Source organism: Pseudoalteromonas luteoviolacea (genome assembly GCF_021654285.1).
Taxonomy (GTDB): domain Bacteria; phylum Pseudomonadota; class Gammaproteobacteria; order Enterobacterales; family Alteromonadaceae; genus Pseudoalteromonas; species Pseudoalteromonas luteoviolacea_J.
Window position 1 is genome coordinate 1 of sequence record NZ_JAKFZS010000021.1, and the last position, 17,619, is coordinate 17,619.

Genomic DNA, 17,619 nt, shown 5'->3' on the forward strand with positions numbered 1-17,619 from the left:
TTGAGATTAGCGCAAGGGCTTTTTTAAATTAATCGAGGGCAACGCGTCCAATCGAACAAATAAAAAACAAGTAGGAAGTTATTTAAACAAAACCGCTTGAAATTAATAAGCCGTACCCTCGAAAGGATACGGCCTGAAAAGAGTCAAATGAATACTGGATTAAAACTTGTATTCAATACCAAGACCTAAGTAATCTTCTTCCGTTCCAGCATCTTCATCAACTGAAGAATAGAAGGCATATAGTTTTGCCGCTTTCGCAAGCTTATGGTCAATACCAATGCTAATACCATCTACGTCTTTCGATGCGGCAGCATCGAAGTCTATCATTTGATACTGAATCTTAACTGTGTTTGCGCCAAAGCTATATGCAGCATTTAATAGGAAACCATCAGCAGTACCTGTTCCATCTACTTTTTCTTGCTTTTGGTACATAGCACCCAGTTTTAAATCATCTGTCGCTTTATACTGACCTGATAAACGCAGTGCATCATACCCTTTTACTTCACTGTCACCGGCAAGCGCAACATAGAACTTAGACTTTTTAAGCTTAGAATCACCATAAGTAATTGCGCCTGAGTAGCCATTTTCGCCATCAGTACCATCTTCCGCAATAAATGTACCTAACACTTTAAAGCCGTTGTAACTTGCAGATTTAAATGAAAGTGAATCCCCTAGGCGGTTTTCACCTTTCCAAATATTTTTAATATCTGCTTCTAAGTCATTAAATTGATCAAGCTTACCTTGAGAAAGTTTAAATGCAGTGTCATTTCGACCAATCACAACTTCACCATATTTGCCTTTTAAACCGACATATTGGTTACGAGCTGTAATATTGTCATCATCCCCTTTTGAGTCAGCATCTGATACATCAACTTGGAATTCTAACTTGTAGATTACTTCAAGTCCTGAGTCTAACTTTTCAGAACCTTTAAAACCAAAACGTGAAGCATTGCTTTTTACTTCAGTAAATGAGCCGTCCCCTTCATCAGAAGATTGTACCGACAAGTTCGCTTTACCATATACATCAACATCGGCATAAGCATTCAAAGATAGACCACTAAGAATCGAAAGTAGTAATGCTGATTTGGTCAGTTTCATGTGTATTTCCTCAATATCGCAACACGTAATTTATTAGACAGGCGCAGTCTGCCAGCACTAAGTGACAAAAATATTACACACAAAATAAAAATGACATTTTATTGAAACTGAAAATTCAGCTCCGTGTCATAAATGGGTAATCTTAAGTAAAACACTAAATTGAGTTTACTCCGCAATCGAAGCTAATAGATTTACGACTGTTTCTATGTGCTTTAATTGCTCATTCCCTTTATGATAGGCAACATAAACATCTCGAAAGCTACACTCCACAGACTCAACAAAAAACAGCTGCTGTTTTTGTATGAAATCTGCTGCGAGTAACTTAGGCAAAAATGCTGAACCACCACATTGCAAAATCAGCTCTAAGGCAATACGACCAGTGCTCGTGCGAAAGTAAGGCGGCATTGCCCCTTCACACCGCTTAGTATGCCAAAGTGAAAACGCGTTTCCCCAATCGACATAAACATACTGCTTGCCAAAAAAGTCATCTTTATTTGTATATTTAAAAGTACTGACTGGAATTATAGACAAATTTTTAACTTGTCTAACGATTAATTCATCTACCTTTGGAGGGTCAAATAGCACAGCTATATCTAAAGCTCGCTCTAACAGTAACCGGACACACTCTTGCTGAGCTTTCACTTCTGCCACCAATGACACGTCCGGCATTGACGAGACAATCTGGTTAATACCAAAATGTAAATAGGCATCCCACACATTAGCCGTACCAGAAAGTGAGAGCTGTTGTTGCCCATTATTTGCCAATGCCACATCCATTTTTGCTCTATGCATTGCAGTTAAAAGCATCTTTGCATGGGATAAAAACCTTTTCCCAGAGGCGGTCAGCTGAATGTTATTCCGCTGACGTACAAATAACTCAACACCTAGGTTCTGCTCCAACTGCCTAATTCTAAAGCTCACAGCAGATTGTGTGATATACAAGTTTTCTGCTGCACGCCCAAAATGACGAGTTTGTGAAACTTCGACAAAAGTTTTTAATAGTTCCTTGTCCATTCCCCTACCTTTCTATCAAAAATATTCGTTTAAAAAAGCCGCTTTGTTGGTTCATACTTTTTTAAACAATGTGAGGAAAACATCATGGATATGACTATAGCTGAATTAAAAGAAGCTTTTGCTGCACCTAAGCCCTTTTATGATGATAAGAACTTCCCCCGGGGATTTTCTAGAAGTGGACACTTTACATTATTGGAATCAGAGCTTTTGCAACAGCACGGATACCTCTTGACGCAGTTACTTCAGCAAAAACTTGAACCTAGAAACACGGCTCAACAGCAGTTTGTTATTACATTTTTAAATCAGAAGCAGCCGACTAACCGCATCGAAAAAGTTTGGGCAAAGTATTTAGACTTAACGACCCGCAAGCATAAAGTACATACCCTAAGTATCCAAAAGCCACTTGCTCATGTTCAAAATAAAATCGAACAGCAAGAGGTTGAACCAAGCCTTGAGTAGCTTTAATTAAAAATAGAGATACTCTATTAGAATTAGTAAAAGCACTGTTTGTTGGTAGAGTTTCTTGAGAATGTCGATTTTTAATTTAGGTCTTTAGATATGAATCTTAATTTCTTCATTGCTTTTTTGGCACTTTCAGTTAAAACTGAAGTAAAGAAAAGCTCTTAAGGTTGTGCATGTGTTGAGAAAAGTGCTGATAATAGAAGACACACCAACTATCGCAAAAGTCCAAAAACACATCGCAAGTTCAGTCGGGTACGATGTTGATGTGGCCACTACGCTGGAAAGCGCAAAACGACTCATCAACGACCACAACTATTTTTGTGCTGTTGTAGATTTTGTATTACCCGATGCAGCTAACGGCGAAGCCATCCCCTATACAGTCAAAGCAAATATTCCTACAATCGTGATGACAGGAAACTTGGAATCAAGTACCCGAGATACGGTTGATAAATACCCAGTCATTGATTACATCACCAAAGAAAACAAGCAAGCTTATCAGTATCTAAAAAGGCAACTACAACGGCTACCTCGAAACGAGCAAGTAAAAGTACTTGTCGTTGATGATTCAGCTGCCACTAGAAGACATATTAGCTCATTGTTGCAAAGGCATAAGTATCAAGTTTACGTCGCCGAAGATGGAATAAAAGCGTTAGCAACTTTGAATGATCACCCTGATATAGATGTCATTATTACAGATAATGAGATGCCAAATATGCGCGGTGAAGAGCTTTGCGCAGAAATAAGGCGCTTATATAGTAATGATGATAAAGCAATCATTGGTATTTCAGGCACAGACAATGCCTACTTATCGGCGCGTTTTTTGAAAAGCGGCGCAAATGATTATTTACGCAAGCCTTTTAACCCAGAAGAGTTTTACTGCCGGTTGAGCCAAAACGTAGATATGTTGGAAAACATAGCGACAATTCGGCGCCAAGCTAACACAGATTATTTAACCCAATTACCAAATAGGCGATATTTTTTTGAGCACGCCAGTAAGCAGCTAACGATGAACAGCCGTCAAAATCATGGCTGTATGCTAGCCATGGTTGACATTGACTTTTTTAAAAAAATAAATGACCAGCACGGACATGATGCTGGTGATAAAGTACTGCAATCTATTGGAGAGTGTTTCGAAAAGTTCTTTGAACATGATTTATACGCAAGGCTCGGAGGAGAAGAATTTGCAGTATTATTTCGTTCACAAGACAGTGAAAAAAATACTCAGCAATTAGAACAATTCAGACTATTTTTAGAAAAAAATAGTAGCTCTTTGACGCCTTACCACATTCCATTTACTGTCTCAATTGGTGTTGCAGACAAAGTAATCGAAAGCATCGACCCCTTAATTAAAATTGCAGACGAAAAGCTTTATGTCGCGAAAGAATCTGGGCGAAATCAAATAGCCTTCTAATCACTAATTGTTGTGAACTAGAAGGCTGAATATTAAAAAAAGTTTATTTCTTGAATGAGCTAGCCGACTTACTTGCTTTCAACGAATCAAAACTAAAGAGTAACAACGCACCCCAGATAAAAGCAAAAGTCACCGCTCTTTCCATATCAAATGATTCACCATAAAAAACAACGGCTAGCATAAGCATTAAACTTGGTCCGATATACTGGAAAAAGCCCAGTGTAGAGTATGGCAGCCTTTTTGCCGCAGCTGTGAAGCTGAGCAATGGCAATGTTGTTACCACACCAGCGGCAATAAGTAGCAAGTTTAGATCTAAACTATTGGCAAACATATCGCTTGTCGGGCTAGGCATCATAACAAACCAATAAATAGCTGCTATTGGGAGTAAAATGGCTGATTCAATCAACAATCCGGGTAAGGACTCCACTGCCATTTTTTTCCTTAAGAGGCCATATATTGCAAAAGAGCATGCCAGCGAAAAAGCAATATAAGGGAAAGACCCAAAGCTAATCAATTGCACCAAGACCCCCGTAGATGCAAGCAATACGGCAACCTTTTGAGCAGCTCTTAACCTTTCAGATAAAAATAGCATACCAAGAAAAACATTTAATAGAGGGTTAATATAATAACCTAAGCTTGCATCAAGCATGTAACCGTTATTAACCGCCCATATGAACAGTCCCCAGTTAAAGCCAAGTAATAATGCGGTAACTGTAAGCATCATTAAGAGCTTAGGGTTAACCAAAATACTACGCACTTTACGCCAATTATTTCGAACCCCTATTACAACCAAAACGAAAAGAACGGACCATACGACACGGTGCACAAGGATTTCGAGCGCGTCAACTTGTTCGATAGACTTAAAATAGATAGGTGCTAAGCCCCACATAATAAAGGCGAGTGTTGCATATATATAGCCTTGCTTCGCCTGCGAATCACCAGTCATTTCACTTCCCCAATTACCACCCATATGAGATGAAGGCGAGCATTATACAGATATAAAGAGGTATCACCATGCTGGTTTAAAATTAACACTAACTAGGTAAGCATTGCGTTCTTTACAATGGTGTATCGTTCTCCTGCCATCAAAACTCCTTCTGTACCTTTGGACATATACATCCCTGCAATTAGATTTGATTAAAAGTCCCGCAGGCCGACTTAAGAATAATCATAAAAGGAAGACAATTACACTAAAACACTCTAAAATGCGCGCAATGGAAACGCTAGCAACTCAACAATCGTTAACGCCCAAATCGGTGCTGAAAGAGTATTTCGGCTACACCACATTCCGTACGGGACAACAAGAAACTATCGAAGCATGCCTCAGTGGGCGTGACAGCTTAGTATTACTTCCAACTGGCGGAGGTAAATCTCTATGCTATCAAGTTCCAGCGCTTATGCTACCTGGGGTAACTATCGTTATCTCTCCCCTTATTTCTCTTATGCAAGACCAGGTAGCTCAATTACAAGCGCAAGGTATTGCCGCTGAGTTTGTGAATAACAGTGTTGAGTGGCAGCAACAACAACAAATCTATCAGCGACTGCACGCTGGTGAAATAAAACTGCTTTATGTTGCCCCAGAAAAAGTATTACAAAGAGAGTTTTTAGAACGCTTAAGTAGCTTACCATTAGCCTTATTTGCTATTGATGAAGCGCACTGCGTATCTCATTGGGGGCACGACTTTCGACCTCACTATTGTCGGCTCAATGAGTTAAAGCAAGCATTTCCAACCGTACCCACCATGGCATTGACTGCAACAGCTGATATGGCAACCAGAAATGACATTGTCCAGCAGCTGCAATTAAACAACCCATTTATTCATACAGGCAGTTTTGACCGTCCAAATATACGCTACACAATTGAAGAAAAGTTCAAACCACTTTCTCAGTTAATGCGATATTTAAAAACTCAAAAAGGTCAGAGCGGGATCATTTATTGTTCTAGCCGAAGACGAGTAGATGAAATCGCTGAAAAACTGTCTGAAGGTGGTTTTAACGCTGCTGCGTACCATGCTGGCATGGACAATGAACAACGTCAATTTGTACAAAATGCATTTGCACGAGATGATGTACAAATTGTCGTCGCAACAGTTGCATTTGGCATGGGGATCAACAAACCCAATGTACGATTCGTCCTGCACTACGATATTCCTAAAAGCATAGAATCTTATTATCAAGAGACTGGGCGAGCAGGCAGAGATGGGCTTGCAGCAGAAGCCATCATGTATTTTGACCCGGCTGATATCGGTCGAGTCAGACGATTCTTCGAAGATATCCCTGATGAGCAACGACGTAAAGTCGAGCAACAAAGGTTTAATGCCATGGCTAACTTCGCTGAAGCGCAAACTTGCCGTCGACAGATATTATTAAATTATTTTAGTGAATATCAAAGAGAGCCTTGTGGTAACTGTGATATTTGCTTGAACCCACCCAAACACTTTGATGCCACCATCGTTGCACAAAAGGCTTTATCTTGTGTATACCGAGCGGAACAACGTTTTGGGCTAGGCTATGTCGTGGACTTGTTACGCGGCGCAAACACTGCGCGGATCCGTGACAATCAACATCACAATCTAAGTACATACGGTATAGGTAAAGACCAAAGCAATGAATATTGGCTGAGTGTGCTAAGACAGCTTATACACCATGGCTTATTATCTCAAGACATTACACAAGGCGCGACTTTAAAGCTTACAGAAGCAGCCAGAGCAGTATTAAAAGGCGAGTATGTATTAAATTTAGCTGAACCAAGATTGCAAGCCAGTCACGTATATCAAGATAAACTCGCTCAGTTTAATTATGATAGGAAGCTCTTTGCTAAACTTCGTAGTTTACGAAAAGAACTGGCAGATCAGGATGATGTGCCACCTTATGTAGTATTTAATGATAAAACACTTGCAGAAATGGCTCAGAAAATGCCAACGGATGACAGTGACTTCTTAAAAGTGTCAGGAGTCGGTTTTACCAAACTCACGAAGTATGGCGCGCCATTTATGCAATTAATCCGCAATTATTTAGCCGCAGAATAAGCAGAGGGCCGCATGACAAATATCATTCAGCTAGATGATGAAAATACCTTGCAAATTATACCGAGTTTGTTTCCAGATAGTGATGACTTTGAATTATGGGGAAGTGTCTTTCTTGCAATTGACAAGTTGCAAACGATAGAGTTTAACGAAGGTGCAGATCGTCACCAATGGCGCTTTTCTTATTCGCAGCAATCATTTTCACTCAACTTTGAATACTACAGCGAAAGCATTTGGATCACACCAGAGGGTACTGAAGCAACAAGACTTTTACCTAGCCTCCGTGAGTATTTTTGCTTGAATTTACAACAATAAGATAGACTTGCCTAAGCAGGTATGCCTAACATGAGCCATACTGATTATAACAATGGCGTTAGGCGTATTTATGGTGATATTCAGGTTTTGCTTTTTTGTCTTTTTAATAAACTCTGCATCGAGTGTAGTCATAACGGCCGTGGCAAATGAGAACTCGACATCAAAAAGCCACTGTACAACACAAAAAAAAGTACCGCATAACTACAGCTTAGAACTCAGCTCTGAGTATTCCTTACCAAAAAAAGAAAATGCTAAGATCAGTGCCATTGAACTTCATCAGCTCAATGTCTTCGATACTTCAATACCAGAAGAAGACAATGCCTTATTTAGATTTGCAAATAGAGCGCATATTACAACCAAGCCGGATGTAATAAAAAGCGTCTTATTATTTAACGAACACAGCGACTATGATCCACAGCTTTTAATCGAATCTGAGCGGTTACTTCGACAGCAATCTTACTTATATGATGCGAGAGTTTTTGCTGAAGAAGACTGTAATGGAAACATGATAGTTACTGTGGTGACACGCGACCTTTGGACTCTGTTACCTGATCTGAGTTTTAGCCGCAGCGGTGGTGAGAATTCAAGTCGCATAGGCTTTAGAGAAAGCAACCTATTTGGCTATGGTAAGCGGCTATCATTGACACACATAGAAGATGCGGACCGAAGCGGTTATTTATTTGTTTACGATGACCCCAATATATTATCTTCTCGGTACCAAGGGAGGTTAGAATATTCAGACAATGACGACGGTGAACGCCATCACATTGGCGTTAACTATCCATTTTTCTCAACATATACACCAATCAGCTATGGCGTCTTTAACTATAGTAACAAACGTATTGAACCTCTGTATGAAAATGGAGAAACAGTCTCTGAGTTTGAACAAGATTCGCAAGTTAGTCAGGTTTATTACGGTATTGGTGAAGCCATGCATACTAATTGGACACGCAGAATCATTTTTGGCTACCGAGAACAACAAGATGCATTCAAAAAAATACAAGAAACTAACCTACCGATTGCAGAGCAGCGAAAACTCAGTTATCCCTATTTCCAAGTGCAGTGGCTACAAACTGACTATATTAAAGTCAGAAATTTTGACTCGATTTACCGCACTGAAGATTTAAATTTAGGCTGGAATATAAATACACAAGTTGGTTACTCAGATGAATCAATTAGCAATGACGATACAAGATGGGTATTCAACACAACACTCAGCAAGACCCACTACACCAGCACAAAAAGCCTAATGAGAATGCATTTTATCCTAGATGGGTACTGGAACCTCGAAAGTGATGAAGCGGAAAACCTCATTACACAACTCAATTTAGAATATCACTTCAATTCCGGTAACTATCAATCTTGGTACACTCAACTTAATATCACACATGGCAAACACCTCACAGAGGATAAACAACTAACGCTCGGTGGTGAAACTGGCCTAAGAGGATTCCCTGCACGATACTTACAAGGAGATAGACGTATCATTTTAAACATCGAAAAAAGATACTATTGGGAGTATGACCTTTTCCAGCTATTTAAAATTGGCGGTGCTGCATACTTTGATATAGGTCGTGTCGATGGGAAAACCTTATTTAACGCAAACCATAAGTTTTATAAAAACGTTGGGTTTGGTATAAGGATGGCACCGAGCAGAGCAAACTCAGGTTTAGTTTTGCATTTAGATTTAGCGGCCCCTATAGACAAACCTGAACGGGTTGATAACTTGCAGTGGCACTTTACGGTGAAAAATCGATTTTAAGATTAAGAAAATAGATACAATGCAATTTTACTGGCGCTCTCGACAGGGATCGAACCTGTAACTTAGCTTCCGGAGAGCCACGTGATATCCATTTCACCACGAGAGCACAGTACTTTAAGCGGTTCCATGATAATCACATCTCTATTGAAATACCAGCTCCGACGTGTTCGTATGCTCATTTATTAAACTAAATATGAAAAAACATTACTAACTACGCCAAAAGTCATATATTTAGCTATGATTAAAGTTCAAAAATAATAAATGTAATTAGATCTTAGTAGTTAAGCTACCAACATCATCTTGAGGATTTGTATTATGACCCCTATGACCACTGAGCAAGTTGCTGAATTTTTAAGTGTAAAAGTGGAGCGTGTAAGGCGCCTGGCAAGAGAAAACTTGCTCGTTGCCAAAGAACATGATGACAATGGAGAGCCAATTTTTGACAAGGAAGATGTTGAAAAGTATAAAGAGTTAGCCAAGAGACTAGGCGGGATATAACCTTCAATGCCTCGTTAAGCGTTCTCCTTACGGGGCACAATCTAAATTATGTCTATCACACCATGTAATAAATTGCTTCTCGACCATAATAGACTCATCTGTCATTTCTCTCTCTTTATACCAGGCAATACAAAGCAACAAATAAACACCTATATATACATCTAGCTTATTCTCAGCATAGCTAGGTACTGAGGCGCTATTAAAAGCGAAATACCGCGCTAACACCTCTGATAACTGGCTAGAAGATAAATCAAAAGAACAACTTAACGCTGCCAAGTCAAAATACAGATCATTTGCTTGCGCGTATTCAAAATCAATAAAACGTAGACCAGCAACCGTATTCAAGACATTTTCTTTGACTAAGTCATTGTGACAGTAACGTATCTCTGTCGGAAAAAAGCACAGCTGCTCAATTAAATAATTTCCAACCTGCGAAAGAGAAAGCCGTGCCGATGCTCGTTTAACTTCTGCTTGTAAATCTAGTGGATCCATTTCTGTGCAAGAGTAACGATGAACTTCTGTAAGTAACTCAATTAGATCACTTTGAAATATAACCGGCCCCTCCACCGATGTTAAATATTCAAATACAGCGACCCTTTCTCTCTCATCTATGTATATCACTTTTTGAGTCAATCCTTGCTGCGCAAAGCAATTTTGCGCAGCAAGGGCTGTCATTGGGATTTCGTTGTCAAAAGCTTTCAATAAACACGCATTATTATCTACTTCAAAATAGAAGTTGATATTGCTAAGTCCTTTATCCAATTTGTGAATACGCGCAATACTTTTTTCAGGAAACAATTTTCGCAATACGGCCAATGCGCAGTTTAAATCAAAGCTGCGCAAGAGGTTTTCCTTCTCTATTGCTATGCTCTTCGTACCACTTCATATAACCCCAACATGCCATAAAGGTATAAAAAACATATAAAGCAAGCGTTGGGTAATACCCTTTAAGGTAATAAAGGTACATTGATGCAGCATCAATAACGACCCAATACAGCCAATTTTCTAGGACTTTTTTGGCAACAAGATAGGTTGTTACCACAGCAAAACAAGTCGTAAAGCTGTCCAAATAGGGCAAGTCAGCATGGGTATAATTGTCTGTCATATACCCCATAAAAACCGCGATACAAGCCGTTACAATAATTATCTGCAAGTGTCGAAAGAATGACCAGGAGACTATTTTTGACTCAGTATTTTTATTCCCTGAACGCCACATCCACCAACCTACAAAGGCCATAACCAAATAGTAAAAATGTAACAAAGACTCCATGAGTAATGCACCATTCCAATACATTATGGTGTATATGAATGTACTAAAAAATGCGGCAGGCCAGCACCAGATATTTTCTTTTATCGCCAATAGCAAATAGAGTATCGATAGTACAACTGCAAGATACTCCCAATTGGACATCGCAGTAAACCCAGCAAGTGTTTGAGTGATAAAGTCCATTACGCCTCAGGAGATAAGTCGCCAGAAATAAACTTACAAACGAAGATGCATTTTCCAAACTGCTCAAACGATGCTCTCATTTCAGTCTGTATGACAGACATCACCACATCATAATCCCCAAAAACCTGCGTCGACATTGTATTTGTAATTACTTTTAAGTTTTCGTGTTGATTAAGACGCTCAATAAAAGATTTAATAAATGGAATATAATCAGAATGAAGTGGGTACTTACTAATTTCAACAGAGAGTTTCATTGAGAATCCTAACTTTAAAAATCAAATTAAATTGCTCAGCAGTTTACATGTAAAAGCGTTACAGAGGAAAATTATCTCACCTTTTGCATATTCAAATTAGACGCATTTGTCACAAAACTTCTTGGAAAGTAGTTAATCCAGTCTTGTTGGTAGATAATCAGCCCTTGCCGATTAAAACGCAGTACTGTTGTAAAGCGCCATGGACCAAGACTCTCCCCACCATAAACAAATGGATTAAATTGACCACGTAAAACAACCGTTTGTTCTTCCACAGATATGATGGTTTGCTCAATGGAAATGGTTTTGTTCGAATCTAAGACCTTAATAGGCTCTTTATCCCAATTGAAAAAGCTCGCTAACTGGCGCTTATTCTGTACTTTATGTCCATACATCATATCTTCAAGCACCACACTCTCAGCATAAAGCGATAAAAAATACTGAAAATCACTTCTTGCTTGGTAGGCCTTAATATAATCCTCAGTCAACTTTGTAAGCCGAGAATGATTGAGCTCTGTGGGTGTGCTAACACAACTCGTAAGCTGGAGCAGTAAAATTAAAAACACAATACGTGTAAACAATTGCTTTCCCCTCTAGCATATTAATTACAATATTTAAGCATAAAAAAAGCGCCTTTCTAGCGCTTTCTCAATTATGCTCCGACGATACCTAAAGGCGTTGCTGTTTTCCATTGCCCCCGAGTAAAATCAGGAATTGAAACAGATTCACTGCGATTAGCGACAGATTGTGCAGATAACGGAGAGATCACCGACCATGCTGCGCCATCATAGACATCTTGATCAAGCGGTTCACCGTTCCTCAGGCAATAAATCATTCGCCAAAACATCAAAAAGTCCATGCCACCATGGCCCCCATTACGCTCAGCTTCTTTGCCCATTTTAACCCATAGCGGATGGTCATATTTACCATACCAATAATTCATGTCTTCATCCCAGTCGTGGAATGAACCTCTTCCACCTTGTTCTAGCGCTATTCTGTTCGGGAAGCCAGCAAAAACACCATTGGTCCCTTGGATAAGGTTGTGACGAGAGTATGGACGAGGAGTTGTCGTATCGTGTTGAACAACAATAGAGCGGCCTTTAACGGTTTTAATCATAGTGGTATTCATATCACCACAAATGTAATTTAATTTATTACGCTGATGATCTGTAGGGAACTCTCTTTGAGCATAGGCTGCACGGCCTAATGCAGGTGAACTCATTGAAGTTAAGTAATCAAACCTGTCACCACGGTTAATATTCATGTACTGAGAAACAGGTCCTAACCCATGAGTCGGATACAGGTTTCCATCCCTTCTTGTGTGCCACTCAGTGCGCCAAGAACCAGTCTTGTGCTCTAACTCTTTCATTTGCCAACGTAGCTCATGTATGTAAGCTGCTTCACCGTGCAATAACTCGCCAAAAATGCCTTGGCGAACCATATTGAGCACCATCAGCTCATCTCGGCCATAGTTGACGTTTTCCATCATCATACAGTTTTTCTGTGTCCGCTCAGCGGTATCGACAATTTGCCACATCTCTTCAACTGTCAGCGCTAGAGGCACTTCAACAAATGCATGTTTACCGCTTTCCATTGTGTCTATGGCCATTGGTGCATGCCATTTCCAAGGAGTTGAAATGATCACAATATCAATGTCTTCACGTGCTAACATCTCTTTATAAGCAAACTCACCAGCACCATACAACGCTGGCTTTTTAAGGCCTTTATCCGTTAAAAACTTTGCAGAGCGTTCCAAAACTTCCTGATGTGTATCACAAAGTGCGACTATTTCAGCGCCATCAATGTGGCTCATGCGCTTAACATGACCATAACCGCGCTGCCCGACACCAATAAAAGCAACTCTTACAATATCCATTTTGGGGGCTATAAGGCCAATGACAGACTTGCCTTTTGGGTTTGTTGCTAATGTACTTTGCCCGTTAGTTTGTGCACAGCCAGCTACTACACCTGCTGCGGCTGCAACACCTGCGGCCTTTAGAAAATGTCTTCTGTTAATATGCGTCATCAAAAATCCTAAATTACAGCTTTATTTATTATTTATTGTTTTTAAGTACCGACAGTCTTCTCAGCACAGCGCTCTCTATCTGCATTTTACTTAAAATATTTGTCACAATGACAACGCTATCTTATGCGACGACAAGAAGCAAAGAGATGCGACTAAATAAATAGAAGTTCATCAACTATCGGGAATGAGCTTATAAAGTAAATGAAGCTGTTAGTAATAAACTATTGATAAGAACGATTTCTAACGCAAAGATTAGGTATGGGGGCTTTTAGTAGAAAAACCTGATGACAAAGTCACCAGGCATAATTAATACAGTTGCAAATTAGATTAGCTGATCAAGGCACTTAATAATTTCTCCTTGCGTAAAATGTCTTGGTAAAGCGCAAACTGGTTTCGTGCTCTTTCTAGGTTATGCTGTTCATGCTTTGTTGCAAAGTAATTATCACCGTCCAGATAATCCGTTAAGAAACGAATACCAATCATCAAAGGCATCACTTTAGCGCCTAAAATTAAGCTTTCCCTCTCCACATCTGTTAGCTTGTCAGAAACTTCAGCTATGTAGCCTTTGACAATTGCTTCAAAAATTTCAATGCGTACTACTACATTATCTAAGTTGGTAGAGTCTTCAGCCTCTGGAGAGCAAAAAGTTCGTACCATATCACCAAAATCATATAGCCAATAGCCAGGCATACATGTATCTAAATCAATAACTGCTTTGGCTTTATTGGTAGTAGCGTCAAACAACATATTATTAATTTTAGTATCGTTGTGACAAACGCGAAGTGGTAGTGCCGTTTCAGTCTGTTTCACTTCCTCTGCAAGATCAAATTGTGATTGGCAAAACTCGATATCTTTTAAGCAGCTTGAGGCTCTGCCTACAGGATCTTGCTTAATAATTGCTTGCAGCTTTTCAATTCTCATAGCCAAATTATGAAAATTAGGAATAACAGGGAATAACTGCTTGGCATCAAAATCATTTAAAGCATTAGCAAAGCGACCAAATGCACCGGCAGCTGTCTGGGCTTTTACGACACAATCAACAACATCTTCACTATAGCTCTTACCAATAAACTCAAGTGCTCTCCAGACTTCTCCTTGATATTCAACAAGGAAGTTTCCAGAATGTGTTGGCACATGTTTGATTATACCAAGCTCGTAAGCGCCGACCTTTGACTTAGCAACTAAGTGCTGCTCAATTAGACGCGCATTATCAACTAGCTGTGCAGGTTCAGGAAATACAGCAGTATTGAGTTTTTGAACCACTAGAACGCGTTCACTATCTGTTAAAAGCATTGTGGTATTAATGTGGCCACTACCTATAGGCTTCATCGAGATCTCATCACCACACAAACCATACTGTATTGCCAAATGCTCTGCGATCGAACGATATTCCATACTAACCCTATAAACTGGCTTTTTAACTAAACTTGCGGCTAATTCATCCGTGACGTAGTTCATAAATTTTTCCTGCGACACTATCTAATTCTTCTTTGTAAGTAACACCAAACCACCTATCTTTCGCGATATATACTCGGACGTTTGTTTGGTTCAAATTAATCATATGCTGAATACAATCGGGAAGATAATACTCCTTTTTGACATCGCTGTCATGAGATTCTAAGAATAGTTCAAACTGCGACTCTAATTTATCAAAAAGTGATTGAGTGACTCCCCAACAAGTCATCGAAACAAGGCTATTCTCATGAATTGGTGTTTCTAGATTGTCATAAACACCTATATAACCCTCATCGGCCTGACGTATATTTAAATACTCATGCACTTGCGTAAGGTAGTTTTCAGACAAAGCACATATACCTCGATTAACACCACCCAGTTCCGACATCGTCTGTGATATAGGATAGGCTACTATCGCCATTTCGCTAGTATTTTGATCTATATTACAAAAATGCGTGAACAACTGGGTGTAGGCACTTGCACCGTAATAGTCATCAGCAGTAATAACTATCGCGCTACCATCAATGAATGGTTTTGCACACAGCAAAGCATGCCCTGTTCCCCATGGTTTTGTGCGTTTATTTGCCATATTGCTAAATCGCGATGGCACCATATCAATTGATTGCTCAACCAAATCTACTTTCATAGATTTTGGTAGCCTAGGCATAATAACACGCTCTATTGCGGGCCTGACTGTTTCATTTATCACTAAAACAGCATGACGAACACCGGCTGAGTAGGCATCCTCTATACTGAGCTCCATGATTGTTCTACCTATTTTAGGTAGTTCAGCAATTTGCTTACCGCCGCCAAAACGGGTACCTAACCCGCCAGCTAGGACAACCAAAGTGGGTAGTTCTGCGCTTGTCATTTAAATTTAATTCAAAGTTGAAAACTAACGCGCAGTCTACCTAGCTTTTTTACAAAATTAAAGCAATTGCAAAAATTGCATTGTTCCAAAAACATTTTTTTCGGTAACGTGAATTATTTTATAATTAAAATTATTTTTTATATGTACTGACAAAAATACTTTGTCTCTAGATATTCATCGATGCCCTCTATGCCACCTTCTCTGCCCAAGCCAGACTCTTTCATTCCCCCAAAAGGCGCTGCGGGATTGGAAATTGCACCTTCATTAATACCGACCATACCAAAGTTAAGCGCGTTAGAAACACGTGAAACTTGCTTCATGCTTGAAGAATAAACATATGCAGCTAATCCAGCATCAACTGCATTTGCCAGTGAGGTAACTTGAGACTCAGAATCAAACTCAATAATACTAACTACAGGTGCAAATATCTCACTGTGGAATATTTTCATATCTGGAACAACCCTATCTAGTATCACTGGCGACATAAAAGCTCCAGTTTGCAGTTCTTCAGTACTTTTAACAATACAGTTTGCACCTGCAGCAATCGCATCTGCCACCAATTCACTGGCTTTTGCTTTCGCAGCCTGATTAATTAGTGGCCCAATATCTGAGTCTACAATTAAACCATTGCCAACTTTTAGGGAATCAACACGGCGTATAAGTTGTTCTAGAAACTCGGCTTTGATGTCACGATGAACAAACACCCGATTTGCTGCAATGCAGGTTTGCCCAGCATTACGGAACTTCGCAATCATTAGCCCGTCAATGGCAGACTCAATATTGGCACTTTCAAAGACAATAAACGGTGCATTACCGCCAAGCTCTAACGAAGCACGCTTCATAGTATCTACACATTGAGCATAGAGTAACTTGCCCACATGAGTTGAGCCTGTAAAAGTGAGTTTTCTAATGACTTTTTTACTATTTAAATGCTTAATTAATTCCTGTGGATTATCATTCACTAAAACTTGAAATGCGCCCTGCTCTATTCCTGCTTGAAGCGCTAACCTTGCCAATTCAATGGCACTTAATGGAGTCAACTCTGACGGTTTTAAAATAAAGCTGCACCCCGCAGCATAGGCAGGTGCGACCTTTCGGGTCACCATAGCCAAAGGAAAATTCCATGGCGTTATCCCAAGCACTACACCAACACCTTGCTTATGGGTGGTGATTTGATGATTCGGTGTGTGCGCTGGTATGACAGTGCCGCAAACCCTTTCTGCCTGTTGAGCAAACCAGCGTACATAGCCCGCCGCATATACAACCTCAGCCTTGGACTCTTGTATCGGCTTACCTTGCTCTAAAGTTACCAATTCAGCAAGGCGAGATTGGTTGTCCATGATCAGTTGATACCACTTATAGAGTATATTGCTACGCGCTTGAGCTGTTGTTGTTTTCAGTTGTTCAAGGCATTCGCTGGCAACCTCTACAGCAAAGTCGGCATCAACTGTATTGACCTGCGTTACTTTAGCCAATAACGAATCATCAGCAGGGTTGCGCACAGATAATAGCTCATGACTATGATGCTCTGTTCCATTGATGAGCGAGTACGCGGTTTGTCCTTTTTTAAACATCATTTTATGCTCCAAACAAAAAAGGCTGTAGTGGTTAGCTACAGCCTTTTAAAACAGTCTTTATGAATTAGTGCTCTTCATTCACGATATTCAGATTATACTTTGGTATCTCTACCACTAAATCTTCATCATTAATGACGGCTTGGCAACCTAGGCGCGATTCTGGCTCTAAACCCCATGCCTTGTCCAGCATGTCATCTTCCAGCTCATCACTTTCTTCCATTGAGTCAAAGCCTTCTCTGATAACAACGTGACACGTTGTGCATGCACATGACTTTTCACATGCATGAGGAATGCTGATCCCATTTTTTAACGCGACATCTAATACTGTATCGCCAGATTTTGCATCAATTGCCGCGCCCTCAGGACAAAGCTCTTCATGGGGTAAAAAGATAATTTGTGGCAT

Annotated in this window: 18 protein-coding genes and 1 tRNA gene; 6 read left to right on the forward strand and 13 right to left on the reverse strand. The window is 39.9% G+C overall.

Annotated features, from left to right (window positions below; translation table 11 throughout):
- Positions 1-159: 159 nt before the first annotated feature.
- On the reverse strand, positions 160-1,098 hold the full coding sequence (locus L1077_RS18455) for a porin (RefSeq protein ID WP_237138415.1): 939 nt from the start codon (positions 1,096-1,098) through the stop codon (positions 160-162).
- Between the two features lie 165 nt (positions 1,099-1,263).
- Positions 1,264-2,112, reverse strand: coding sequence for a LysR family transcriptional regulator (locus L1077_RS18460; RefSeq protein WP_237138416.1), 849 nt, complete (start codon positions 2,110-2,112; stop codon positions 1,264-1,266).
- A gap of 84 nt (positions 2,113-2,196) precedes the next feature.
- Here L1077_RS18460 and L1077_RS18465 point away from each other — a divergent pair, with 84 nt between their 5' ends.
- Both L1077_RS18465 and L1077_RS18470 read left to right on the forward strand, forming a co-directional pair.
- Positions 2,197-2,571: a DUF413 domain-containing protein gene (locus L1077_RS18465; protein ID WP_237138417.1), complete on the forward strand. Its 375-nt coding sequence runs from the start codon at positions 2,197-2,199 to the stop codon at positions 2,569-2,571.
- A gap of 178 nt (positions 2,572-2,749) precedes the next feature.
- A complete protein-coding gene (locus tag L1077_RS18470; protein WP_237138418.1) occupies positions 2,750-3,985 on the forward strand; it encodes a response regulator in 1,236 nt (411 codons plus the stop codon).
- A gap of 43 nt (positions 3,986-4,028) precedes the next feature.
- On the opposite strand, the gene rarD is transcribed toward L1077_RS18470, so the two are convergent.
- Entirely contained in the window at positions 4,029-4,931 is a 903-nt protein-coding gene (gene rarD / locus L1077_RS18475; protein WP_237138419.1) for an EamA family transporter RarD, read from the reverse strand.
- Between the two features lie 259 nt (positions 4,932-5,190).
- Between rarD and recQ the strand changes: the two genes are divergently transcribed.
- The 3 genes from recQ to L1077_RS18490 all read left to right on the forward strand — a co-directional run bounded on the left by recQ (position 5,191) and on the right by L1077_RS18490 (position 9,088).
- On the forward strand, positions 5,191-7,014 hold the full coding sequence (gene recQ, locus L1077_RS18480; RefSeq protein ID WP_440589551.1) for a DNA helicase RecQ: 1,824 nt from the start codon (positions 5,191-5,193) through the stop codon (positions 7,012-7,014).
- A 12-nt stretch (positions 7,015-7,026) separates the two neighbouring features.
- The gene (locus L1077_RS18485; protein ID WP_237138421.1) at positions 7,027-7,326 is read left to right on the forward strand and encodes a DUF3630 family protein; all 300 of its coding nucleotides are present in this window, start codon (positions 7,027-7,029) and stop codon (positions 7,324-7,326) included.
- Positions 7,327-7,396: 70 nt separating this feature from the next.
- A complete protein-coding gene (locus L1077_RS18490) occupies positions 7,397-9,088 on the forward strand; it encodes a ShlB/FhaC/HecB family hemolysin secretion/activation protein (protein ID WP_237138422.1) in 1,692 nt (563 codons plus the stop codon).
- Positions 9,089-9,119: 31 nt separating this feature from the next.
- Here the strand turns inward: L1077_RS18490 and L1077_RS18495 are convergent.
- A tRNA-Arg gene (locus L1077_RS18495) sits at positions 9,120-9,194 on the reverse strand.
- Between the two features lie 209 nt (positions 9,195-9,403).
- Here L1077_RS18495 and L1077_RS18500 point away from each other — a divergent pair.
- Positions 9,404-9,586 carry a helix-turn-helix domain-containing protein gene (locus L1077_RS18500; RefSeq protein WP_237138423.1) on the forward strand — a complete coding sequence of 61 codons (183 nt, stop codon included), beginning with the start codon at positions 9,404-9,406 and terminating at the stop codon, positions 9,584-9,586.
- Positions 9,587-9,613: 27 nt separating this feature from the next.
- Here L1077_RS18500 and L1077_RS18505 read toward each other — a convergent pair whose 3' ends face one another.
- The 9 genes from L1077_RS18505 to fdx form a co-directional block, all read right to left on the reverse strand.
- Positions 9,614-10,429 carry a phosphotransferase gene (locus tag L1077_RS18505; protein WP_237138424.1) on the reverse strand — a complete coding sequence of 272 codons (816 nt, stop codon included), beginning with the start codon at positions 10,427-10,429 and terminating at the stop codon, positions 9,614-9,616.
- The gene (pnuC, locus tag L1077_RS18510; protein ID WP_237138425.1) at positions 10,416-11,036 is read right to left on the reverse strand and encodes a nicotinamide riboside transporter PnuC; all 621 of its coding nucleotides are present in this window, start codon (positions 11,034-11,036) and stop codon (positions 10,416-10,418) included. Before pnuC ends, L1077_RS18505 begins: the two co-directional genes overlap by 14 nt.
- A complete protein-coding gene (locus L1077_RS18515) occupies positions 11,036-11,290 on the reverse strand; it encodes a hypothetical protein (protein WP_237138426.1) in 255 nt (84 codons plus the stop codon). The genes pnuC and L1077_RS18515 overlap by 1 nt, the downstream gene beginning before the upstream one ends.
- A gap of 71 nt (positions 11,291-11,361) precedes the next feature.
- Positions 11,362-11,868: a nuclear transport factor 2 family protein gene (locus L1077_RS18520; protein WP_237138427.1), complete on the reverse strand. Its 507-nt coding sequence runs from the start codon at positions 11,866-11,868 to the stop codon at positions 11,362-11,364.
- A 71-nt stretch (positions 11,869-11,939) separates the two neighbouring features.
- A complete protein-coding gene (locus L1077_RS18525) occupies positions 11,940-13,313 on the reverse strand; it encodes a Gfo/Idh/MocA family protein (RefSeq protein ID WP_237138428.1) in 1,374 nt (457 codons plus the stop codon).
- Between the two features lie 327 nt (positions 13,314-13,640).
- Positions 13,641-14,708, reverse strand: a complete 1,068-nt coding sequence (locus tag L1077_RS18530; RefSeq protein ID WP_237138495.1) for a phosphotransferase enzyme family protein — start codon at positions 14,706-14,708, stop codon at positions 13,641-13,643.
- Positions 14,709-14,751: 43 nt separating this feature from the next.
- The gene (locus tag L1077_RS18535) at positions 14,752-15,639 is read right to left on the reverse strand and encodes a sugar phosphate nucleotidyltransferase (RefSeq protein WP_237138429.1); all 888 of its coding nucleotides are present in this window, start codon (positions 15,637-15,639) and stop codon (positions 14,752-14,754) included.
- A 137-nt stretch (positions 15,640-15,776) separates the two neighbouring features.
- Positions 15,777-17,213 carry an NAD-dependent succinate-semialdehyde dehydrogenase gene (locus L1077_RS18540; protein WP_440589552.1) on the reverse strand — a complete coding sequence of 479 codons (1,437 nt, stop codon included), beginning with the start codon at positions 17,211-17,213 and terminating at the stop codon, positions 15,777-15,779.
- A gap of 67 nt (positions 17,214-17,280) precedes the next feature.
- On the reverse strand, positions 17,281-17,619 hold the full coding sequence (fdx, locus tag L1077_RS18545) for an ISC system 2Fe-2S type ferredoxin (RefSeq protein ID WP_046357978.1): 339 nt from the start codon (positions 17,617-17,619) through the stop codon (positions 17,281-17,283).